Source organism: Lysinibacillus halotolerans (assembly GCF_003711845.1).
Lineage (GTDB): Bacteria > Bacillota > Bacilli > Bacillales_A > Planococcaceae > Ureibacillus > Ureibacillus halotolerans.
Genome location: NZ_RHLQ01000001.1, coordinates 176,875 through 200,086, shown reverse-complemented (window position 1 = coordinate 200,086; position 23,212 = coordinate 176,875). Strand labels below are relative to the sequence as shown.

Genomic DNA, 23,212 nt, shown 5'->3' with positions numbered 1-23,212 from the left:
CTCCTCCTCCTTTGCAATTTTATTATGTGCAAATTGGAGAATTATATGTACCATCCACCATTTAATCGAATAATTTGACCAGTAACATAATTTGCCTGTCCACTTAAATAAAAACTGACTAGATTTGCGACCTCTTCAACTTCTCCAGCTCTTCCTAAAGGTATTTCTTCATTGATTTTCCTTTTTTCTTCTTCATTTAAATGGGCATTCATTCCGGTCTTAATCAGCCCAGGAGCGATGGCATTCACTAAAATACGATTGTAAGCTACTTCTTTTGCATAGGACTTAACAAATGCATGTTGGGCACCTTTCACAGCACTATAAACTGTTTCAAAGGCAGCTCCAGCTTCTCCCCAAATTGATCCAATAAATAAAACATAACTTGTATCATGTTGACGGAGCTTATTGGATAATAACGCAAGTAAACGCATTGGGTTTTGAACATGCACTTTCCAAAGTTTATTCATTTCTTCCACTGGCGTATCTTCTATTAAACCGTAAAGTGCATGACCTCCTGCAAAAACAATTGCTTGTAATGAATAAATTTGTGTTGCAAGAATATCTGCTCCATTATCTTCTGAAAAATCCGATTGGACTTCGATAAATTCTTGCTCTGGGAAGTTACATCTCAACTGTTCCACTAACTGTTCCAATGCTTGACGATTTTGATGGAAATGCAAATAGAGCGACCAACCATCACTAGCTAGTCGCTGAGCTATTGCCTTTCCAATCGCACCAGAAGCTCCTACTACGAGTGCGAATTTTTTCATTATTCTTTCCTCTCACTTGAAGGTAAAACTTTAAATACGGTTTGCTGAGACTCTCCTTGAATCGATTCGAAAGCTTGTAACACATCATCAACCGTTAATTTTTCGATGACAGGTACTGCATCAAATAAATTCATTTCATTAAATTTATAACGGGTAAATTGATTTGCGATAAATTCCATAGAATTAAGAGCTCTTAGGAAGAAACCTATTTTTTTGCGTTTTACCCGCTCGATTTTTTCAGCCGTTAAGTTAGACTGAGCATTGTTTATTTCATTTTTAATTTTTTCCGCTAACTGATCCGGTTGACTTGAGTCAGAGCCGATTAATGCAAAGCCATAACCTTTTTCTAAAGAGAAATCATAAGCAAAGGTTTCATCGATTAACCCATTTTCATATACATCTGTATAAAAGTTTGATGCCCGACCAAATAGACACTCTAATGCAATTTGAATCGATAGCTCATGTTTAAGCATTTCCTCGCCGCTTAATTCTGTTTCCTTCGCCTTTAACCCTACATATACTTTTGGTTTTTGAACATCCATTGTCAGTTCGCGTTCTTTAATCGCGACTTCTTTTGGTTCTTCTTCAAAGTGACGCTCAATCGGCGTTGGTTCTGGAAATTCCTTTTCACTTTGATTTTTTTCAATAAACGCCATCATTTCAGTTGGATCGATGGCACCAACTACAAACAATAACATGTTGGATGGGTGATAAAACGTGTTGTAGCAAGTATATAAATGCTCTGCTGTAATTTTATCGATCGATTCTATCGTTCCAGCAATATCAATTTTAACGGGATGATTATGGTACATATTTTCAATCGCACCGAAATATAGTCGCCAATCTGGTTGATCATCGTACATCGTAATTTCTTGACCGATAATTCCTTTTTCTTTATTCACCGTTTGTTCCGTAAAATATGGCTCTTGAACGAAATTCAATAACGTTTCTGTACTTTTATAAATATGATCTGTTGCAGAGAACAAATAAGCTGTACGAGTAAAGGAAGTGAAAGCATTCGCTGATGCTCCAGCTTCGCTAAATTGTTGGAATACATCCCCGTCTTCCTTCTCGAACATTTTGTGCTCTAAAAAGTGGGCAATCCCATCCGGAACTGTTATAGCCTCTGATTCCCCCATTGGGACGAAGGTACGGTCAATCGAACCATATTTCGTTGTAAAAGTAACGAATGTTTTTGAAAAACCTTTCTTCGGTAAAATATATACATCTAATCCGTTTGGTAACTTTTTATAAAATAATGTCTCGTCTAGCTGTTTAAACTCAATCGTTTGCATTGGCTAGGCCTCCTTTCCACTTAAGAAATAAACTGCTTCAAGTTGTACTTGTGAAGCCATTTTTTGAACATCTTCTTTTGTAACCTTTTCCCAACGTTCTTTCCAAAGGTCCACTGAAAATTGTTCATCTAAATCTTTATATTGATCGTAAATATCAATTTGTCCGCGGGCTAAATCAAGGGCTTCTTTTAATTGGTTGATTAGCATTGCTCTAGTTTGCGTTAGTTCTAAATCAGAAATTTCTCCTTTTTTGATTGCTTCTAACTGTTCAAAAATAACGTCTGTTGCCTTTTTCTCATTTGCTGGTTCAATACCAGAGACAACATAAACTAAACCATAATGGGCAGAATAAGAACTTGACGCATAATAAGCTAAACTTTCCCGTTCACGGACATTCATGAACAATTTAGAGTGGGCATAACCACCAAAAACACCATTGAAAATTTGCATTTTCGGGAAATCCTCATCGCCAAAAGTTACAGGAGTACTAAACCCAATATGCAATTTCCCTTGTTTCATTTCTTGTTGTTCTTTTACATAATCTTTTTCAGGTTTTGAAACATCTTTCTTTTTCTCTGCTTGTTTTGGCTTCCGATCTTTGAATGATAGGGCTTCAGTTAATTTCTTTTGAACTGCCTCTACGTCAAAATCACCGACAACGTAAATATCAATTTTATCTTCATTAATCATTTTTTCATAAGCTTTTGTTAACGATGCTGGTGTAATTTCTTTTACCGCTTCAATCGTTCCATTAGCAGAAATGGAAGCCGGATGATTCGGGCGGATAATTTGAGTTAAACGATGTTGGGCATAACGAGTTTTATCATCAAAGATTGACTGGATTCGTTGAATGATCATTTCTTTTTCCCGCTCCACAATAGCAGGTACAAATGATCCATTTTCAAAATTTGGTTCGAAAACGACCGTGTTTAGTAATTCTAACACTTCATTAAATACTTTATTTTCTGCTAAATATTGGTCGTTTACAGTTTCAACATTTAATAAAAGGGTATGTTCATTGCCCCTTTTCGTCGCATCAAAATATAAAACCGTACCGAATAAGTCATCTAAATAACTTCTAAATTCGGCTGATTTTTTATATTTTCCATTACTATGTTGCAAAACGTTTGATAAAACAGCACGTTCTGCAGCATCCTTCGTCGTTAATGGGGTTCTCCATTTTATAGAAAAGTTTACTGTTTTGAATTGAGTTGTTTGTCGGATATGCAGCGTAACACCTTCTGCTAACTTGGTCGATAAAAACAAAAAAATTCCTCCTGACTTATACTCTTGTATAGGAAAACGTACAATCGCCATCAATAATTGGCTTTGTATGTTGTACCAATCGACTATTTTCTACTGTTTTTAACTATTTCTTTTGAAACAAACAGTCGCTATCACTACTATACATGTAGAATTGGTGATTATGCAAAAATAATCCAATTTTGTTTTTTCCCTTTTGAATTTATACATATATACAATAATTTACCCTTCTCAAGCAGATTGATTCATCAAATCGAACAGATTTTTTTCATATAAGTCGTGTCGAACATTAATTTTCGACAATAGAAAAAAGCACCTTTCAATTTGAAAGGCACTTTAATTAAAAAACATATTATCTTTTTCCTTTAATATACGGAACACCACTTGCTTTTGGTGCATGGGCTTTTCCGATGAATCCTGCTAAAGCAAAAATTGTTAAGACATAAGGTAAAATGTGTAAGTATACATCCGGAATATCTTGAATATACGGGATAGAACCACCTACTACACTTAGTGCTTGGGCAAAACCGAAGAATAAAGCTGCACCTAACGCACCTAGTGGATGCCATTTACCGAAAATCATTGCCGCAATCGCCATGAAACCTTGACCACTAATAGTTGATGCACCGAAGTTCCCAGCAATCGCTTGGGCATAAATCGCCCCACCGATACCACCTAGTGCTCCGGAAATCATAACAGCTACATAGCGCATTTTTGTTACATTAACACCCATCGTGTCTGCCGCCATTGGGTGTTCCCCTACAGCGCGTAGACGTAACCCGAATGGAGATTTATAAATAATAAACCAAGCGACAATTGCTACGGCAAAGGCTAATATTGATGTTGCATAAACGTCTACAAAGAACATTTTCCCAATGACAGGAATGTCACTTAATAACGGAATATCGAAACGAGAGAAACGTTCTGTAATCGAATCTGTTTGACCTTTGTCATAAATCATTTTAACTGTAAATACCGCTACAGCAAGCCCTAACAAATTCAGAGCAACTCCAGAAACGGTTTGATCCGCACGTAAAGATACTGCTGCAACTGCTAATATTAATGAAAAAATAATCCCGACCACCATTGCGACGATTAATCCGGCCCAAGGTGTGAAATTTCCTAATTGATCTGCAAAAAATAAGTTGAAAATAATACTACTTGCTGCACCTACAACCATGATCCCTTCAAGTCCAATATTGACAACCCCAGATCTTTCAGTAAATACGCCACCGATTGCTGTTAGAATTAATGGTGCTGCATAGAAAATGGCAGAAGGAATAATAAAATATAGCACTTCTAAAAAGCTCATGTTATTTTTCCTCCTTTCTTTTCTTACCAAAGCGTTCTAGGGCTACTCGAATGATATAACCTGATGCTACAAAGAAGATGATCAGTGCAATCACAATGGAAACTATCTCTGTTGGTACGCCCGCTTCACTTGGCATATTTAAACCACCGTTTTTCAATGATCCAAATAAAATCGCTCCTAAAAGAACACCAAATGGTTGGTTTGCTCCTAATAACGCTACGGCGATTCCATCAAAACCAATTCCTGTCATTGCATGAAGCTTAGACATATTTTCGAAAGTCCCTAACGCTTCCATCGCACCACCAAGACCGGCAAAGGCACCGGAAATAACCATTGCTAGAATAATATTTTTGTTTACATTCATACCCGCGTATTGGGAGGCGTTTTTATTGAACCCTACTGACTTTAATTCGTATCCAAGGGTTGTTTTTTCTAAAATAAACCACATGATGACTACAGCTATTAGAGCTAGTAAGAAGCCCCAGTGTAAACGGGAATAATCCGTAATAGATTCAAAGAATTGAGAACGTAATGAAGCTGACTCATGTATTCTCTCCGTTCTTTCTCCCCCATCAGCGATGACTTGGATTAATGCATTTGCCACATGTAAAGCTGTGTAGTTTAACATAATCGTTACAATAACTTCGTGAACTTGTAGTTTCGCTTTTAACAAACCAGGAATAAAAGCCCATAAAGCTCCTGCTAATGCAGCTGCAAGTAAAGCTAATGGAAGGTGAATAATTGCTGGTAAATCAAATGCTTGACCTACCCATGCAGCCGCTAACCAACCCATAATTAATTGTCCTTCTACCCCAATATTAAATAAACCTGTACGGAAAGCGAAGGCTACAGCTAAACCTGAGAATACATAAGGTGTGATTTGGCGAACCGTTTCACCCATTGTGTATGTATCCATAAAAATACCGTTCCATAATGCAATATAGCCATCAATCGGATTGAAACCACTGACAGCCATTACAATCGCTCCAATGACTAAACCTAATAAGATGGAGATAAGTGGAACAAGTATATTGACTAATCGTTTATTCATTTTCGCCACCTACCTTTTCTTTCTTCCGTTGTAGCGATTGTCCTGCCATTAATAACCCTAGTTCCTGTTCATTTGTTTCCTGCGGATTTACCGTATCAATGATATAACCATCATAAATAACAGCGATTTGGTCAGAAACGTTCATTACTTCATCTAATTCAAATGAAATTAATAGAACGGCTTTTCCTTTATCCCGTTGTTCAATTAAACGTTTATGAATAAATTCAATTGCCCCAACATCTAGACCACGGGTTGGTAATGCGGCAATGAGTAAATCTGGATTACGATCAATTTCTCGTCCGATAATCGCCTTTTGTTGGTTACCACCTGATAAAGAACGGGCTAGTGACATTTCACCTTCACCGGAACGAACATCATATTCTTCAATAATTTTTCGAGCGATTTCATTTACTTTTTTATAGTCGATGACGCCTGATTTAGATATTGGTTTTTTATAATAAGTTTGCAACGCAATATTATGTCCAATAGGAAAATCTAAAACTAGGCCATGTTTATGACGATCTTGAGGAATATGCCCTACGCCGGATTCCGTAATTTTTCTCGGTTTTAACCCTGTGATATCTTTGCCATTTAACGATATTTTTCCGCCTTTCACTTTGCGGAGACCTGTTATCGCTTCGATTAACTCGGATTGACCGTTTCCATCAATCCCGGCAATCCCTACAATTTCACCAGCACGAACGGTTAAATTTAAATTTTTCACTTTATCAATTCCGCGGTTATCTGCCACTGTCAATGAATCAATTTGAAGAACAACTTCCTTTGGATTTGCAGGAGCTTTCTCCGTTTTAAACACAACTTGACGACCTACCATTAGCTCGGCAAGTTCTGTTGGATTCGTTTCGGCAGTTGTAACAGTACCAATCCCTTTTCCTTTACGGATAACCGTTACTCGATCGGAAACTTCCATAATTTCATTTAACTTATGGGTAATTAAAATGATGGATTTTCCTTCTTCGATTAAACGTTTCATAATATGCATTAGTTCAGTAATTTCTTGTGGTGTTAAAGAAGCAGTTGGTTCATCGAAAATAATAATGTCTGCGCCACGATATAAAGTTTTTAAAATCTCTACCCGTTGTTGCATCCCAACTGAAATATCTTCAATTTTCGCATTTGCCTCAACATTCAAACTGTATTTTTCTGATAACGCTTGCACTTCTTTCGAAGCTTCTTTAATATTGATAGTTCCCAACTTTGTTGGTTCACTACCGAGAATGATATTTTCCGTCACCGTAAAATTTTCAACTAACATAAAGTGTTGATGCACCATACCGATTCCGAGATTATTAGCTACATTCGGATCTGTAATTTTTACTTCCTTGCCATGAACTCGGATAGTCCCCGCTTCAGGTTGATATAAACCAAAGAGGACATTCATCAACGTGGACTTCCCTGCACCATTTTCACCAAGAAGTGCATGAATCTCGCCTTTTTTAAGTTGAAGGGTGATGTTATCATTGGCTACAAAATCCCCAAATTGCTTACGGATTCCAAGCATTTCAATTACATATTCCAATGTGTTCACTCCCTTGGACACTTATTTTTCAAAATAGTTTGATAGACTTGTATTTTTAAATTAACACAAGAAAGGTTTTAATTTAACCGGTGATTTATGTAAATTTCTATTAACTTAAAACCTTTCATCTATTAATTCAAATCAGGCAAAAGCGAATGTTCGCACTTTTTTATTTATCAGAATATTACTACTTTTATCTCTGAACAAAACATGAAGACTAGCGCTCGCTAGCCTTCATATTGCTAAATCTTATTCTGCAGGTTGTTCTGGAACTTTAATTGTTCCGTCGATAATTTGTTGTTTGTATTCTTCAACTTTCGCTAAAGTTTCTTCAGAAATTGCACCACGAGAATCGGCTAAGTCAACACCTTGGTCAGATAAACCGTAAGTAATTGTTTCGCCACCAGGGAATTTTCCTTCTTGCGCTAATTTTGCAACTTCTTGAGCCGCAACGTCAACACGTTTTAATACAGAAGTTAATACAACGTTTGTTGAGTCATCCACTTTACCTTCTTCATATTGGTCACGGTCAACACCGATTACCCATACGTTAGCATTAGGATCTTTTTGTTTACGTTCTTTTGCTTCTGTGAATAAACCGTTACCTACACCACCAGCTGCGTGGAAAATAATGTCTGCGCCAGAATCATACATTCTTTTTGCAATTTGTTGACCTTTTGCTGCATCAGTAAAGCTTTCTGCATATTCAACATCCACTTTAATATTAGGGTCTACTGCTGCTACACCTGCTTCGAAACCAGCTTGGAAACCTCCGATAATTTCACCAGTTACACCACCGATGAAACCAACTTTACCAGTTTTTGTTTCTAAAGCTGCTGCTACACCAGCAAGGTAAGATGCTTCGTTTGCACGGAACATAATTGAAGCTACGTTTTCTTTGTCAGGAACTACTTCGTCAATGATCGCAATTTTTGCGTCAGGTTGTTGATCTGCAACTTCTGCTACCGCATTATGTAATGCGAAACCAACTGCAAATACTAAATCAAAGTCACGACGAATTAAGCTATTTAAGTTTGTTACATAATCAGATTCTTGAGCAGATTGTAGGTAGTCAAAACCACCATCACCTTTTTTAAGGCCATTTTCTTCACCGAAAGCTTGGATACCTTCCCAAGTAGATTGGTTGAATGATTTGTCATCAACACCACCAGTATCTGTTACCATAGCAACTGAGAATGTATCTTCTGAACCTTTTTCAGAACTTTTTTCTCCAGTTTTTTCGCCTTCGCCACAAGCACCAAGGATTGTACCAAGTGCAAGTAAACCTGAAAGCGCAAATGCAAATTTACGTTTTTTCATTTGACTTACCCCCCAAAGGATTTAGTAATTAGCAGGAATTTCTCAGAAATGTTTTACACCCGTTTTCGAATTACATGGAAGCTGAATTTATCAGCTCTAAAGTAGTTTTTTGAATAAAGAACTACTCGATCATTATCATCATAATGAAGTTGCTTTAATACGAGCAATGCTGTTTCTCGGCCACAATTCAATATAGGAGATACTTGCTCATGATAACCTACTGGATCTATGTAAGTAACAGCGTAAGCAACATGAATATCACCTGATTGTTCAAGGGATGAGAATATGGAAACTTCCTTTTTTTGAACAAAGTTAACTGGAAGGTGTTTTGACAGTACTTTATCTATACAATAAACTACTGGTTCACCGTCGGCAGTTCTAACTCGTTCAATGGTTAATACTTGGTCATCTTTGTCACATTGGAAACGATCCATATCATCCTCTGTCGGAATATTCTCAGAGGCTTCAATAAAGATTGTCCCTGGAACCATTCCGGCATTTTCAATCATAGAGGAAATACTCGATAATTGTTCAATACCTGAAGTAAATACAGGTTTTGGATTCACGAATGTCCCTACTCCATGACGTCGAACGATGATATTTTCTTCTTCCAATAGTCGAAGCGCTTCTCTTAAAGTTGCTCGACTTACCCCTAGTTCTTTCGACAAATCGAATTCTGAAGGTAATTTTTCATTTTCTCTATAAATACCTTTTTCAATATCCTCTTTTAATCGATCGATTACTTGGAGATATAAATGACGATGATCAGCTTTTATTGACAATTTCATCACCACCAAACAACACAAGATCAGACATCTGATGTTGAACTTTCCTACTAATCGATTCATAATATACCACTTTTATTGAATAATGAAAATAGTTTTACAAAAAACTGTTGTGTAATAGAGAAAAAGTTTTGATTCCTATTAACATTAATATGTCATTTTACATAATTTACCCATTTTCTACATTCGTTTTGTCAATTAGAACTTGTCTTGGACGACTTCCATCCGGTGGGCCAACAACGCCCCGCAATTCCATTTGATCAACGATACGTGCAGCCCTTGAATAGCCTATTCTAAAGCGTCTTTGCAGCATTGAAACCGATGCGGTTTGCATTTCCACTACTAACTGTACCGCTTCATCATATAAATCATCGGTTTCTTCCTCAAAGGATTTTTCTGGTTCATCTGTAGGAATCATACTTTCATCATATTGAGCTTTCTGTTGTTCTATAACAAAATCAACGACTGCTTCAACCTCTGAATCAGATAAAAATGAACCTTGTACACGAATCGGTTTAGATGAACCGGCAGGTAAAAATAACATATCTCCTCTACCTAATAACCGTTCAGCACCACCCATATCTAGAATTGTACGGGAGTCGATGGCAGACGAAACAGCAAAGGCAATTCGTGAAGGAATATTCGCTTTAATAACTCCTGTAATAACATCAACAGAAGGTCTTTGTGTTGCAATAATTAAATGAATTCCGGCTGCACGGGCCATTTGCGCTAAACGTGTAATGGAATCCTCTACATCATGGGAGGCGACCATCATTAAGTCGGCTAATTCATCAATAATGACAACGATATATGGTAATTTAGGATGTTTTTCTTCATTTTCCAAATTAAATTGTTCGATATGATCGTTATACCCCTTAATGTTTCGAGTCCCTGTATGGGAGAACAAATCATAACGGCGTTCCATTTCCGAAACGACTTTTTGTAATGCTTGGGATGCTTTCCGGGCATCTGTTACAACAGGAGCCAATAAATGGGGAATCCCATTATAGACATTTAACTCTACCATCTTTGGATCGATTAACATCATTTTCACTTCATGGGGAGCTGCCCGCATTAAAATCGACACGATAATCCCATTAATACATACACTTTTCCCACTACCAGTAGAACCGGCAACAAGTAAATGGGGCATTTTATTTAATTCCGCTAAAATTGCTTGTCCAGTAATATCACGTCCGAAACCTATCAACAACTTCGAATCAGGTTGGTTATTTTCTTTCGCCTCTAATACTTCTCGCAACGTTACCATCGCAATTTCACTATTCGGTACTTCTATTCCAATGGCCGATTTTCCTGGAATAGGAGCTTCCATCCGAATATCCTTAGCAGCTAAAGCTAAAGCTAAATCATCCTGGAGACTAACGATTTTACTAACCTTTACACCAACATCAGGCATGACTTCATATTTCGTAACAGCTGGACCAAGATGAACTTGAGTGACTCTTGCCTTTACACCAAAACTTAAAAAGGTTTGTTCTAACTTCTTCGCGTTAGCTTGAATCACCGTATATTCACCGCTTTGGTCATAGGCAGGAGGAAGTTGTAACAAATTCATGGAAGGTAATCGGTAATCTGCATTTTCAATGTTTGTTTCCACAGATTTTTGGATAACTTCTCCAATATTTTCCTTATCCACTTCCGGATTTTCTTCCGTAATACGAATTTGTTGCGTTTGCGGCTCTGGTTGTTCCTTCTTTATATTTTGTGTGAAAGCTGAAATAATCGGCTCTTCATCTTCTTCAAAATAGTCTTCAATCGGTTGTTGTTTTTTACGAACGGGTTCCTCCGTTGTTGCGGCTATTTCATTGGAAATCTTTTCGTCCTTCGATTTTGAACGTCTTGGTTTCTTTTCATCTTTGACGATCGTCTTTTTACTTCTTCTTCGTAAACTTCTTTTAGGAAATTTCTTTTTCATTTTCGGCGCATTTTCTACGATAATTGGGACAAGCGCCTTCCCTGTAATTAACACAATTCCGATAAATAAAATAAACCATGCAGCGACTTTAGCTCCCGTTGAATCAAATAATATATGAAACAAACTAAACAGTAATGCACCGATCATTCCACCACCAAGGGCGCTACTACGATTATCGATTCCTTCCATTTCGATTAATAATCTCCATGTTTCTCGTAAAACCGAATCGGAAAGTAATTTATTGTTATTATATAATTCTTCAAAAAGTACACTATGGGCAAAAATAGATAAACTACAAATAATTAAAATAGAGCCTTGAATAATACGATCTTTAAAAGATACACCTTGCCTTTGAACCATTAATAATACTGCAATTAAAACTGCAAAAAATGGCACAATGATATGAAGATTTCCAAATAAAAACATCGAAACGGTTTTGATCATCCGTCCGACTACACCATATTCAAAAAATACAATAATGGCAAAAGCGATTAATAAAAGTCCTATAATTTCATATGCAAGGGGGTGTAGTCCCTTTTTTGCTTTCGTACTTGTTTTTTTCACTGCCATTTCCATCACCTACTTTAAAAGTTGTTTCATAGTCGTTTTAAAAGTTAAAAAAGGATTTCCTCGACCGTCAATCGGTTAAGAAAATCCTTTTTGGTTGCGGACAAATTCTTTCATCTATCATTTCCGACTAGAGAATTTATTATTTATTTGTCTACAACGCACCTTATACAGCTGCTTAGTATTCCATAATAATTGGGATAATCATTGGGCGGCGCTTTGTTTTTTGGAATAAATAAGCGTTTAGCGTATCACGGATTTCTTGTTTAATGTTTGTCCATTCAAACGTGTCTTTATTCACATACTTTTCAATAACAGAACGTGCAAGTTCAGTTGCTTCAAGTATTAATTCCTCTGATTCACGCACATAAACAAATCCGCGCGATAAAATTTCCGGGCCAGACGCAATTTTCTTTTGCGCTCGGTTCAATGTAACAACGACAATGAAAATTCCATCTTGGGAAAGTAGCTTACGATCCCTCAATACAATGTTTCCTACGTCGCCGACACCGATCCCGTCAATTAGGACGTTACCAGCTTGAACTCGGCCACTCATTCTCATTTTACCATTTTTATATTCTACGATATCACCTTTGTCGGCAATAAAAATTTGTGATTTTTGCATTCCAACTGATTGGGCAAGTTTAGAATGGGCAATGAGCATTCTATATTCACCTTGTATCGGGATAAGGTATTTTGGTTTCATTAAGTTCAGCATCATTTTTAAGTCTTCTTGACTACCGTGGCCAGATACATGAACTTTTTTATCAGCTGTTAGAACGGTTGCCCCCGCTTTTGCTAAACTATTCATCGCACCAGCCATTTGAATTTCCATTCCTGGCGATGGAGTGAATGTAATGAGAACTGTATCTGTATCTTTTATGCGAATATCGCGATGCTGTTTACGAACGATTTTATCAAGGGCTTCTAACGGCTCTCCTTGATTGCTTGTAACAAGAATGATCAGTTCATCATCTTCGTACTTTTGAATCGTATTAACAGGAATTAACGTCTCTTCATCAATCGTTAAATAGCCTAAGTTTACGCCAATATCGATGACTTTCTCTAAGCTTTTTCCAACAACGGCAACTTTTCTTCCCGATTCTTGAGCATGATTAAATACTTGTTGAATTCTAATAAAGTTCGATGCATAAACCGCTACAATCATTCGAGCAGGTGCAGAGTGGAAATATTTAGCTAACTTCTCTTCAATCACGGTTTCACTTGTTGTATAACCTGGACGTTCTGCTTCCGTTGATTCAGAAAGTAAAATAAATACGCCTTCTTCACCTAACTGGGCCATTTTTGCTAAATCCGGTTTAAATTTCCCTTTGGCCGATTGATCAAACTTGAATTCACCTGTATGAACAATAGTACCTTCTGAAGTATGGAACACGATACCTAATGAATCAGGAATGCTATGTGTTGTGTGGAAGAAAGTCACATATGTTGTATTAAAATTCATACGACTTTTATTCGTTACTTCAAAAAACTTCACAGGATGAGAAACTGGTAAGCCTTTAATATGTTCTTTTGCCAATGCAATCGTTAATTTGGAACCATAAACTGGTGCTTTAATTTTTTGTAGTACGTATGCAATGGATCCAATCGCATCTTCGTGTCCGTGGGTTAAGAAAATCCCTTTTACACGATCTTTATTTTCTTCTAAGTAAGTAATGTCAGGAATGACGATATCTATTCCAAGCATCTCATCTTCTGGGAACATTAGCCCACTATCTACAATAAATAGTTCGTCATCGATTTCGATTACGTACATAGATTTTCCGATTTCTCCTACTCCGCCAAGAGGGATTACTCGGATTACTTCGTTTTTAGTTTTTGTCACTTGATTTCCTCCTATAATATCCCGAACGCACAACCACTTAAACCCATTATACGGTGTCCATGCATGAAGCACAAATAAAAAAAGAATATTTTTTATTTAATGCTAAATGCTGCTTATTTTAAATCAGCATGTGCTAGAGACTTCCTTCTACAAGATAAAATAAAGGAAAGAGAGTGCATTCAATAAAAGAAAATAAAAAAGCAAACACCGAAATGTTTGCTTTTTTAAATGAAATCTCTTTTTAAATGGAAAGGTTTAATTCACTTAGTTTTTCTTGGAACTTATTCCAAGTATGATCAAATTTCATTTTATCTTCTTCCAGAAGCTCTACTAATGGAAGTCTTACTTTTTCAACGTTAAAACCTACTTTGGATAAAGCATATTTCACTGGGACTGGATTTGGATTAGCAAATAATTGATGAACTACTGGTAAAAGCGCTTGATGTAATTTATACGCATCTTCATGTCGACCATCTTCAAACGCCCGAATCATCGCCTGCATTTCCTTACCTACCACATGGGCAGCAACAGAAATAACCCCCCTACCACCTATAGCAAGTAATGGTAATGTGAGACCGTCGTCACCACTATAAATATAAGTATCATCCGAAACTTCAGCGAGTATTTTTGTCATTTGATCTAAATTACCGCTAGCTTCTTTCACGATTCTTATATTCGGGATTTTACTTAAAGCGATGGTCGTTTCTGCATGAATATTAATACCTGTTCGACTCGGTATATTATAAACGACGATCGGCAAGGACGTTTCTTTCGCTATGGCTTCAAAATGCGCATAAATACCACGTTGATTTGGCTTATTATAGTATGGTGCAACGAGCATTACGCCATCAACACCTAAGGCATCCACTTTTTTTGTCATTTCAATTGAAAACTCGGTTTCATTATCACCTGTTCCAGCGATAACGGGTATACGTTTATTCACTTTCTTCACCGTAAAATCAATTAATTCGAGTTTTTCTTCAACCGTTAAAGTGGGAGATTCACCCGTTGTACCGCAAACTACAATAGTATCTGTTCCATTGGCTATTAAATGCTCAATTATTTGCTCTACTACATCATAAGCGATTGCGCCATTTTCTTGAAATGGGGTAATCATGGCAGTAGCAATACGACCTAAATCCACTATATACACCCCTTATAGTAAGTTATCCTCTAACATCGCTTCTGCAATTTGAATTGAGTTTAAAGCTGCACCTTTTAACAAGTTATCTGAAACGATCCATAAATGGAATCCTTTTTTATTTGATAGATCTTGGCGAATCCGTCCAACATAAACAGGATCTTCACCTTCTACAAATAGAGGCATTGGATAGTCTTGTGTCGTAATATCGTCTTGTAGCACAATTCCAGGAGCATTTTTCAATACTTCAAAAATCTCATTCACAGAAGCGTCATTTTCCACTTCTATATAAACGGACTCGGAATGTCCAGAAACGACCGGAACACGTACACATGTAGCCGCCACTGCTAGTTCAGGCATATGCATAATTTTTTTCGTTTCGTTTATCATTTTCATTTCTTCGTATGTAAAGCCATTTTCCGTAAATACATCAATTTGCGGAATGACATTACGTGCGATTGGATAATGTTTTTTATCTGATTTTGCTGGTAGAATTTTCGCTTCTACATTTTTTCCAGCTTCCCATTGTGCACTTTGCTCACGCAATTCTTCAATAGCTGAAACACCTGAACCGGATACAGCTTGGTAAGTAGAAACAATGACTTTCGTTAAACCAAATTTTTCACGAATTGGTTGAAGAGCTGCCACCATTTGAATAGTAGAACAATTTGGATTAGCAATAATTCCTTTATGTTCCTTTAAGTCTCCTCTATTCACTTCAGGTACAACTAGTGGTACTTCCGGATGCATGCGGAAGTGACTCGTATTATCAATTACTACCGCTCCACGTTTTGCAGCTTCTGGCGCTAATTTCGCAGAAACTGAACCACCAGCTGAGAATAGAGCTACATCTACTCCTTCAAAAGCGTCCGGTGTAGCTTCTTCAATTGTATAAGTCTTTCCATCGAATTCAATTTCTTTACCTGCTGATCTTGCTGAGGCTAAAAATTTTATATGTTTAATTGGAAAATTACGTTTGATTAGTTGTTCTTTCATCTTTGTTCCTACCGCACCTGTAGCACCTACAATTGCAACTGTTAATTCTTTAGCCATTTACTCATCTCTCCTCAAAAAACTAGTAACATAATGTTGAAAATTGTATCATAAAAAGGAGAAGCTGTGTTAGGATTTTTCATTATTTAGAATATTGTATAAACAAAGGCTGTAACTGCTTTTTATGCACAATTGCAGTTTCTACTGTTTCTACCATTTTTGTGAAATCGGCAATGAGTGAATTCGGTTTATTGTGTGGATCATCTTGACCAAATGGAATAAAGTAAATATTTTTGGAGTTTAATAATTTCATAATGTTTACACCGTTCAAACCTAAGGCATCGTTCGTTGAAATACCTAAAACAACCGGTGAACCATTACGAAGCGTAGCTTTTGCAGCCATCAAAACAGGGCTATCCGTTGAAGCATTTGCAAATTTACTAATCGAATTTCCTGTCATTGGTGCAATAACCATACAATCTAATGGATTTTTCGGCCCGAACGGTTCCGCCTCTACGATAGAAGAAACGACTTTTTCACCTGTTATGGACTCGATTTTTTTTATCCACTCTTCCCCTGTGCCAAATCGTGTAGCAGCTGTTAGCACGGAATGGGTAATGATAGGTACTACCGTTGCACCGGCATTGCGGAAATCCATAATTTTCGGAACTACATCTTCATACGTACAATGGGATGCCGTTATGCCTAGCCCTATTCGTTTACCTTCTAGCAACGATCTCTCCTCCTTAATTGTCCAACAATTGATTCATATAGTACATTTCCAGCATCTTCAGGGAAAAATTTTCCTGGTAATGCGGGTAACAGTTCATATTGCTTTCTTACAATTCCATCTTGTAAACACCCTGGATGGGAGGCTAAATCATATACTGGAATGGTAATCTTTTCGTTAAATTGTTCATCCAGCCATTTAGCGGGTATCGTGTTAATGAAAAAGTCCCCTACCACTTCACCCACTTCGTCTAAATAAACCGCTTCATAACGAAAGGCTTTTGCTTCACTTAATTGCACATCTGATCGTACTGCAATACTTACTTCAGCACCGATACTTTTTAAAATATGGGCAACCATTTTCGCAACGCGCCCGAATCCTGTAATGATAAATTTTTTTCCTTGAATCGCTTTTTTTGTATTGTAAAAGCTTGATACAAAAGCTTCTGCTGTTAATGCTGCATTATGCCAAATGAAGGCTTCATCTTGTAGATAAAAATGAATGTCGTTCTGTTGTAAAATATTACGCCACTCGTCATTCAACTTCCCAGCAAAAATTACTGCTTTAGAAAGCCCAAACACCATAGGTACTTCTATCGATAATGGATGAATCGGTAGCACAACAAAATGAGGTTGAAATTCAAGAACTGTTTTGTTTAGTTCCTCATCCCAAACGCTCAAACTTTTATAATATACGGTTCTATTTTCGTTCGTTAAATTTTTTGCTAACACTTTCATGCGCAAGTCCGTTCCAACGACTAACCATTTTTCTTCGGTCATGTCTCAAACTGCCTTCTTTTGGATGATGTGCGATGGAAAAGAATCCGATCTTCACCGATGAGATGAATTTCTTCCCAAGGAATGAATAACGGTGTTGTCGCCTTTTTCTTTTGGAATGGTATTTTCGCTGATTGTTCGTGCAATTCAAAGCCAAAAATTTTCCCAGTCTTTGGATCAAATAAACATTCCGTTTCTGACAAATAACCGTATCTTACGCCATTTTCCATCTCTATCAGTTCTTTCTCTGCAAGCTCCGATAGCAGCATTGTCTCCCTCCTCCATGAGCTTATTGATACTATATGCAACATAAGAAATGATGGTGACCCCTTTTCACGTATGCAGTTGACAACAACTGTACCAACTGTGTATAGTGTATATATACAGTTGTAAAGGGGTATTAAAATAATGCATATACGCTTAAGCAATGCCAGCGATAAACCAATTTACGAACAAATCACACAACAAATTAAACAAGCTATTTTAACTGGTGTATTAAAACCCGGCGAAGTACTACCTTCCATTCGAAGTCTAGCAAAAGAATTAAAAATTAGTGTAGTAACGACAAAACGGGCTTACAGCGATCTAGAAAATGATGGCTTCATCGAAACAGTTGCTGGAAAAGGTAGTTTTGTAGCAAAACGAAATCAAGATTTTTTACGGGAAGAGCTATTACGACAAGTGGAAGAATCTTTGCAGAAGGCAGTTCAAACTGCCAAATTAGCGGGTATGCCAAAGGAAGAATTAGTAGAATTGTTATCGCTTTTAGTAGAGGAGGAAATACAATGACAAATGCTATAGAAGTGTTGAACTTAAATAAAAAGCTTCATCAGTTTCAATTACGAGATGTATCATTCACTTTACCGTCTGGTACGATTATGGGCTTTGTCGGAGAAAATGGTGCAGGTAAAACAACGACTATTAAGTGCCTGATCAATTTGTTAAAAAAAGAGCGTGGTTCAATTAAATTATTTGGCTTAAATCAAGAGTCAAACGACATTGCTATTAAGGAACAAATTGGTGTCGTATTCGATAATATCCATTTCCCAGAAATGCTAACCCCAAAACAAATCAATCAATTAATGGGTGCCGTTTATAAAACGTGGGACCATCATTATTTTTTAAAATTATTGGATCAATTAAAAGTACCCATTCATAAACCGATTAAACAATTGTCCAGCGGGATGAAAATGAAACTTTCCATTTCTACCGCATTAGCACACTATCCTAAATTGCTCATTTTAGATGAGCCAACGAGTGGACTAGACCCTATTGTTCGTGAAGAAATATTAGATTTATTTTTAGAGTTTATGCAAGATGAAGAACATAGTATTTTATTTTCTTCCCATATTACGAGTGATTTAGAAAAAATTGCTGATTATATTACTTTTATTCATGAAGGAGAAATTTTATTTAGCGAAAATAAGGATGATTTATTATATCAATTTGGAATATGGAAAGGTTCCCTTGAACAATCAAAGGATTTACCTGATCATTCAAAAATCCGTATGAAAAAATCGCCCTTCGGAGTTGAAATTTTAGTTAAGCGGAATGAAGTGAATAATGCTTTTTATTTAGAAAAACCAACTATTGAAGACATCATGTTATTTTATGTGAAAGGAGACGACATCAAATGAAAGCATTATTATTAAAAGATTTTTTGGCTATGAAGTCCCAGCTTAAAATGATTATTACCATTCTATTATTATTCATTGTTGTCTCTTTCTTCTTAGAAGATAGCTTTTACTTGGTCTTATCCATTTTTATATTTGGTACGATTCAAGTAACAGCTTCTTTTACTTATGATGAAATGAGCCATTGGGATCTATATGCAAATACATTGCCTTTGGAAAAATCAGAAATCGTAAAAAGTAAATATATTTTAAGTTTACTTTTAAGTATAGGTACATTATTACTCTTTAGCCCCATTTTACTTTTAATTAATTATTGGACAAATGGGATTCCTCTTATTGATTTTCTTCCAATCATTTGTTTAATGGCCACTGGATCCCTAATCATCATGTCCTTTTTATTACCGATTTACATTAAATTCGGACCTCAAAAGGGAAGACTCTTTTTGTTTTTAATCGTAATTCTTCCAATTATAGGATTTAATGCATCCCTTTCATTTATACTTGATAAGCTACCACCAGTAGAAACATTGCAAAAACTAAGCTATGTTTCACCTATTTTTGGAGCTATACTTTTCATCCTTTCATATATGCTTTCAGTTAAATTTTATGAAACGAAAGAGTTCTAATAAAGAGCGGTTGTTTCCTACACTTTAAGGAAACAACCGTTTCTTAATATTACTTCATCGATTCAAAAGAAAGTGAAGCGAATTTATTTTACCCCTTGCCCAATAATGGATACAGCCGGGTCCCCACTAAAGATGGATTCAATGAGACGGTCTACTTTATCCATTGATACTTGGTCAATTTCAGCTATCGTTTCATCTATTGTTTTATGACGACCATGAATTAACTCATTGCGTCCATTACGGCTCATACGGGAATTCGTACTTTCTAAACCTAATACAAAGCTTCCCTTTAATTGTTCCTTTGCATTGGACAGTTCCGATTCCTTAATTCCTTCTGTACGAACTTTTTGTAATGTTTCATTAATCGTTTCGTGCATGATAGTTAGTTGTTGATTATTTGTACTTCCGTAAATAGTGAATGCCCCAACGTCTGCATAACAGGATTGATAAGAAAAGATTGTATAGGCTAAACCTCTCTCTTCCCTCACTTCCTGGAAAAGTCTCGAAGACATATTGCCACCAATAATATTGTTTAAGGCTATAAAACTATTTAAATCCGGATGCTTTATTCCTATAGCAGGATAGGAAATAGCTAAGTGGGATTGTTCCACATCCCTTTCCTTCACGAAGCGACCAGAATGAAATGTTGGATTCGTAAGTGCCGTTTCCATCGCTTTATCAGTACGTTCATAGCGACCGAACAATTTTTCGATATGTAGAAGCAAATCATTTGTTACATTCCCTGCGACCGATATCACAATATTTTCTGGGAAATAGTATTTTTCCATATATTGACGGATTGTATCAGACGTAAATGTGGACAACGTTTCGCTCGTACCTAAGATCGGTAAACCTAACGCGTCTGTTGGATACATCACTCGCCATAATTGTTCGTGAACATCATCATCAGGTGCATCTTCACTCATTAAAATTTCTTCTAATACGACTTGTCGTTCTTTATCTAATTCGTTTTGATCAAAACTAGAGTTAAAAAACATATCTGCCAATATCGATACAGCTAATTGTCCATGATGATCTAATACTTTAGCATAATAACAAGTATTTTCCTTAGAAGTAAAAGCATTAATTTCTCCGCCAATTCGATCAAATTCTTCTGCGATTTGTCTAGCGGATCTCGTTTTCGTACCTTTAAACAACATATGTTCAATGAAATGGGTGATTCCATTTTCTTCCGGTAGTTCAAACCTTGAACCAGCACCTACCCAAATCCCTACGGAAATAGATCGAACATGGGGTATTTCTTCTGAAACGATTCGAACACCGTTTTGACATGTATATACTGTTACCAAACTATCTCCTCACCTCTATGATCAAATTCTCTCCAGCAAAATTCACAAATTCAATGTTTTCGCCAATCATTTTGCTAAAAGGCTGTTTCCTTTCTTACGTTCTACTTTTTTAAATAGAAAAACGTTATAGAACAAAGAAAAATATTCGTAGCATTTAATAATCATATGCTAATCTTCTCTAACCTTCAACTTTTGAAAACGAATTTTTCTTTCATACTTTTTATGAAACTATTAAGAAATTCTTCATAATTGTCCTTCCATTTTCTTCAGATTTTTTTCCTACAATGAATTTATCACTTAATAAAGGAATGAAAAACAATATGATTACTGTTCAATCATTACAACACACTTTTATTATTGGAAAAAAGGGTCAGGAAAAAAAGGTGGAAGTATTAAAGGATATCAACTTCCGTATTGAACAAGGAGAAATAGTGGCTATTGTAGGAAAAAGTGGTTCAGGAAAATCGACGTTACTACAAACGATTGCTGGTTTTATGAAACCTGATTCTGGATCGATCATTGTAAATAATACAGAAATTGCTGGTTTTACGGAAAAACAAAGTACTGCGTTCCGATTAGATCATTTCGGCTTCATTTTTCAAAACTTCCAACTGTTATCTTCTCAAACGGTATTTGAAAATGTTGAACTACCTTTAAAACTAAAAGGCATTAGTCCAGCAATACGGAAAAAGAAAGTTAGTGAAATCCTTACAAAGGTTGAACTGGCTGGAGTAGCAGATCATTACCCAAATGAACTTTCCGGCGGGCAGCAGCAACGGGTATCAATCGCTAGAGCTATGATTACAAACCCGCCTATTATATTGGCTGATGAACCAACTGGTAGTTTAGATTCACAAACGGAAAAGGAAATATTAACCCTTATTCAGCAATTGAATGAACAAGATAATATTACGTTTATTATCATTACCCATGATGAAGAAGTTGCTTCCATTGCAGATCGTAAATTTCGAATGGCAGATGGTGTATTAGTAGGAGGTATGGCTCATGTTATTTAAAGATCAATTACAATTTGTATTTCAACATATGAAAAAAAATAAACTGCGCGTTACGATGACAATATTAGCTGCAATGATAGGATGTTCCTTTTTAATTGTACTAGCTTCAGTTGGGTTTGGTATTCAAGAAACTTTACGGAATGATATTCTTTCACAAGAGGAAATTACGAAAATTGAGCTTTATGGGGATGAAACCCTTTCAGAAAAGGATCGAGAATATATCGAGAGCGTTGATCATGTAAATGTCGTTTTAAATAAGGCTGAACTAGATGGTATTGTCTCCACATCCTTTGAAGATCGTAAAGGTGAATCAACGGGAGTTATTTATAATACGTCAGAACTCAAACAACTTCCATCGAATTTAAATGAAGGTCGCTTACCAGAGCAAGCGAACGAAATTGTCGTCGGTTATCATTTTGCTCAAAGTTTATTAAATGAAGAAGATAGAGCAATCATTGAGAAAAAATCAAAGGAGGCTGAAGAACAGGGATCCTATTACGATGGTTCTGAGGAAGGCTATAAAGGTGATATTTTAAATAAGGAAGTAAACCTTCAGTTTTACAATGCTGAGACTGAAGCATATACAGAGCCTTCTACCTTCAAAATTGTCGGTATATTAAAGAAACCGTCCTATGATTGGTATGTTGATTCTTCCATTCAGTTTAGTGATGCTTTATTGGACAAGTTTCCTAACTTAGTCACGTATCCGTCCACTTTTATTTATGTAGATTCTGTCGAGAATGTTATGCCTGTTTTAGAGACATTAAAAGATCAAAACTATCAAGTATACTCGCAAATTGAACAATTAGAAGAAATGGATCTGTTCTTCCTTATTTTTAAAATAGGACTTATATTTATAGGAACAATCGCTATTCTTATTGCTTCTATTGGTATATTTAATACGATGACAATGGCTGTTACAGAAAGAACTCGTGAGATTGGTGTGTTAAAAGCAATAGGGGCTTCTCCGAATTTAATTCAACGATTATTTTTAATGGAAAGTACATTTATAGGCCTTTTAGGTACCGTATTAGCTGTTATTGTATCCTATGTAATTAGTTTTGCGGCAAATGCTATTTTACCTTATGTTGTATCCTTTGCTTTATCTGAAGAAGATTTATCAAATTACGAACTTACCTTCTCATTAATTCCAATTAGTCTTGTGTTAGTTGCAGGGAGTATTAGTTTACTAGTAGCCATTATTTCCGGTTGGCGCCCGGCACGTAATGCGACAAAAATTGAAGTCATTCAAGCATTACGTCAAGAATTGTAATACTTAAACGAAAAAATATTCATAAAAA

Annotated in this window: 21 protein-coding genes; 5 read left to right on the top strand and 16 right to left on the bottom strand. The window is 36.3% G+C overall.

What is annotated here, in order from left to right; genetic code table 11:
- Window positions 1-41: 41 nt before the first annotated feature.
- The 15 genes from ymfI to EC501_RS00915 all read right to left on the bottom strand — a co-directional run bounded on the left by ymfI (window position 42) and on the right by EC501_RS00915 (window position 17,594).
- Entirely contained in the window at window positions 42-770 is a 729-nt protein-coding gene (gene ymfI / locus EC501_RS00985; RefSeq protein ID WP_122970425.1) for an elongation factor P 5-aminopentanone reductase, read from the bottom strand.
- A complete protein-coding gene (yfmH, locus tag EC501_RS00980; RefSeq protein ID WP_122970424.1) occupies window positions 770-2,065 on the bottom strand; it encodes an EF-P 5-aminopentanol modification-associated protein YfmH in 1,296 nt (431 codons plus the stop codon). The genes ymfI and yfmH overlap by 1 nt, the downstream gene beginning before the upstream one ends.
- A gap of 3 nt (window positions 2,066-2,068) precedes the next feature.
- Entirely contained in the window at window positions 2,069-3,331 is a 1,263-nt protein-coding gene (yfmF, locus tag EC501_RS00975) for an EF-P 5-aminopentanol modification-associated protein YfmF (RefSeq protein WP_122970423.1), read from the bottom strand.
- 349 nt (window positions 3,332-3,680) lie between these two features.
- A complete protein-coding gene (locus tag EC501_RS00970; RefSeq protein ID WP_122970422.1) occupies window positions 3,681-4,640 on the bottom strand; it encodes an ABC transporter permease in 960 nt (319 codons plus the stop codon).
- Window position 4,641: 1 nt separating this feature from the next.
- Window positions 4,642-5,691: an ABC transporter permease gene (locus EC501_RS00965; RefSeq protein WP_122970421.1), complete on the bottom strand. Its 1,050-nt coding sequence runs from the start codon at window positions 5,689-5,691 to the stop codon at window positions 4,642-4,644.
- Window positions 5,684-7,231 (bottom strand): ABC transporter ATP-binding protein, encoded by a 1,548-nt coding sequence (locus tag EC501_RS00960; protein ID WP_122970420.1) that lies wholly within the window; start codon window positions 7,229-7,231, stop codon window positions 5,684-5,686. Before EC501_RS00960 ends, EC501_RS00965 begins: the two co-directional genes overlap by 8 nt.
- Before the next feature lie 249 nt (window positions 7,232-7,480).
- Window positions 7,481-8,551 carry a BMP family lipoprotein gene (locus tag EC501_RS00955; protein WP_122970419.1) on the bottom strand — a complete coding sequence of 357 codons (1,071 nt, stop codon included), beginning with the start codon at window positions 8,549-8,551 and terminating at the stop codon, window positions 7,481-7,483.
- A gap of 53 nt (window positions 8,552-8,604) precedes the next feature.
- Window positions 8,605-9,333 (bottom strand): GntR family transcriptional regulator, encoded by a 729-nt coding sequence (locus tag EC501_RS00950; RefSeq protein ID WP_122970418.1) that lies wholly within the window; start codon window positions 9,331-9,333, stop codon window positions 8,605-8,607.
- 172 nt (window positions 9,334-9,505) lie between these two features.
- Window positions 9,506-11,842 (bottom strand): FtsK/SpoIIIE family DNA translocase, encoded by a 2,337-nt coding sequence (locus EC501_RS00945; protein ID WP_122970417.1) that lies wholly within the window; start codon window positions 11,840-11,842, stop codon window positions 9,506-9,508.
- Between the two features lie 175 nt (window positions 11,843-12,017).
- Window positions 12,018-13,685 carry a ribonuclease J gene (locus EC501_RS00940; protein ID WP_122970416.1) on the bottom strand — a complete coding sequence of 556 codons (1,668 nt, stop codon included), beginning with the start codon at window positions 13,683-13,685 and terminating at the stop codon, window positions 12,018-12,020.
- A 241-nt stretch (window positions 13,686-13,926) separates the two neighbouring features.
- A complete protein-coding gene (gene dapA, locus EC501_RS00935) occupies window positions 13,927-14,829 on the bottom strand; it encodes a 4-hydroxy-tetrahydrodipicolinate synthase (RefSeq protein WP_122970415.1) in 903 nt (300 codons plus the stop codon).
- A 12-nt stretch (window positions 14,830-14,841) separates the two neighbouring features.
- Window positions 14,842-15,879 (bottom strand): aspartate-semialdehyde dehydrogenase, encoded by a 1,038-nt coding sequence (locus tag EC501_RS00930; RefSeq protein ID WP_122970414.1) that lies wholly within the window; start codon window positions 15,877-15,879, stop codon window positions 14,842-14,844.
- Window positions 15,880-15,961: 82 nt separating this feature from the next.
- A complete protein-coding gene (locus EC501_RS00925; RefSeq protein WP_122970413.1) occupies window positions 15,962-16,552 on the bottom strand; it encodes a dipicolinate synthase subunit B in 591 nt (196 codons plus the stop codon).
- Entirely contained in the window at window positions 16,546-17,328 is a 783-nt protein-coding gene (locus EC501_RS00920; protein ID WP_122970412.1) for an NAD(P)-dependent oxidoreductase, read from the bottom strand. Before EC501_RS00920 ends, EC501_RS00925 begins: the two co-directional genes overlap by 7 nt.
- Window positions 17,325-17,594, bottom strand: a complete 270-nt coding sequence (locus tag EC501_RS00915) for a YlmC/YmxH family sporulation protein (RefSeq protein ID WP_122970411.1) — start codon at window positions 17,592-17,594, stop codon at window positions 17,325-17,327. Before EC501_RS00915 ends, EC501_RS00920 begins: the two co-directional genes overlap by 4 nt.
- Window positions 17,595-17,733: 139 nt before the next feature.
- Here EC501_RS00915 and EC501_RS00910 point away from each other — a divergent pair, with 139 nt between their 5' ends.
- From EC501_RS00910 to EC501_RS00900, 3 genes are read left to right on the top strand one after another with little or no spacing between them, the layout of a single operon-like run.
- Window positions 17,734-18,114 carry a GntR family transcriptional regulator gene (locus EC501_RS00910; protein WP_122970410.1) on the top strand — a complete coding sequence of 127 codons (381 nt, stop codon included), beginning with the start codon at window positions 17,734-17,736 and terminating at the stop codon, window positions 18,112-18,114.
- On the top strand, window positions 18,111-18,962 hold the full coding sequence (locus tag EC501_RS00905) for an ABC transporter ATP-binding protein (protein ID WP_122970409.1): 852 nt from the start codon (window positions 18,111-18,113) through the stop codon (window positions 18,960-18,962). The genes EC501_RS00910 and EC501_RS00905 overlap by 4 nt, the downstream gene beginning before the upstream one ends.
- Window positions 18,959-19,585 (top strand): ABC-2 transporter permease, encoded by a 627-nt coding sequence (locus tag EC501_RS00900; RefSeq protein WP_122970408.1) that lies wholly within the window; start codon window positions 18,959-18,961, stop codon window positions 19,583-19,585. The genes EC501_RS00905 and EC501_RS00900 overlap by 4 nt, the downstream gene beginning before the upstream one ends.
- A gap of 83 nt (window positions 19,586-19,668) precedes the next feature.
- On the opposite strand, the gene EC501_RS00895 is transcribed toward EC501_RS00900, so the two are convergent.
- Complete coding sequence (locus EC501_RS00895; RefSeq protein ID WP_122970407.1) at window positions 19,669-20,895, bottom strand: M16 family metallopeptidase; 1,227 nt, start codon at window positions 20,893-20,895, stop codon at window positions 19,669-19,671.
- 320 nt (window positions 20,896-21,215) lie between these two features.
- Here EC501_RS00895 and EC501_RS00890 point away from each other — a divergent pair, with 320 nt between their 5' ends.
- Both EC501_RS00890 and EC501_RS00885 read left to right on the top strand, forming a co-directional pair.
- Window positions 21,216-21,911, top strand: a complete 696-nt coding sequence (locus EC501_RS00890) for an ABC transporter ATP-binding protein (protein WP_122970406.1) — start codon at window positions 21,216-21,218, stop codon at window positions 21,909-21,911.
- Window positions 21,901-23,184 carry an ABC transporter permease gene (locus tag EC501_RS00885; protein WP_122970405.1) on the top strand — a complete coding sequence of 428 codons (1,284 nt, stop codon included), beginning with the start codon at window positions 21,901-21,903 and terminating at the stop codon, window positions 23,182-23,184. Before EC501_RS00890 ends, EC501_RS00885 begins: the two co-directional genes overlap by 11 nt.
- Window positions 23,185-23,212 lie beyond the last annotated feature (28 nt).